Annotated in this window: 1 protein-coding gene; it reads right to left on the bottom strand. The window is 62.0% G+C overall.

Going from position 1 to position 353, the window contains the following annotated elements; all coding sequences use genetic code 11:
* On the bottom strand, positions 1 to 353 hold a 353-nt coding region (locus LU671_RS29385; protein WP_232857818.1), incomplete at both ends, for an immunoglobulin-like domain-containing protein.

The raw sequence follows: 353 nt of genomic DNA on the forward strand, positions 1-353 counted from the left end.
TCGACCTGGGTCTGGCCAGCCGGAATGATTACCTTGGCACCGTTGCTCAGGGTCACGGTCAGGTCCTGGTCGAGCTTCTGGCTGACCTTGACGGTGAACGACGGCTGCTGGGCCTCGTTGACATCGCCATTGCCGACGATGGTGACCGAGACCTTGTCGCCCTGGTTGCCGGTACCCGGGGTGCCCGAACCTGGCTCGTCGGTGACGGTGGTCTTCACTTCGTTCTGACCCAGGGTCAGTTTCTCGAAGTTATCCGCACCGGTGACGCCGGTGATCTTGTTGCTGATGGTCGGCTGACCACCGACGAATACGTCGTCTGGCGCATTGATGGTGAAGGTGCCGCTGGCGCTGCC

Source organism: Pseudomonas sp. NMI760_13 (genome assembly GCF_021283245.1).
Taxonomy (GTDB): domain Bacteria; phylum Pseudomonadota; class Gammaproteobacteria; order Pseudomonadales; family Pseudomonadaceae; genus Aquipseudomonas; species Aquipseudomonas peradeniyensis.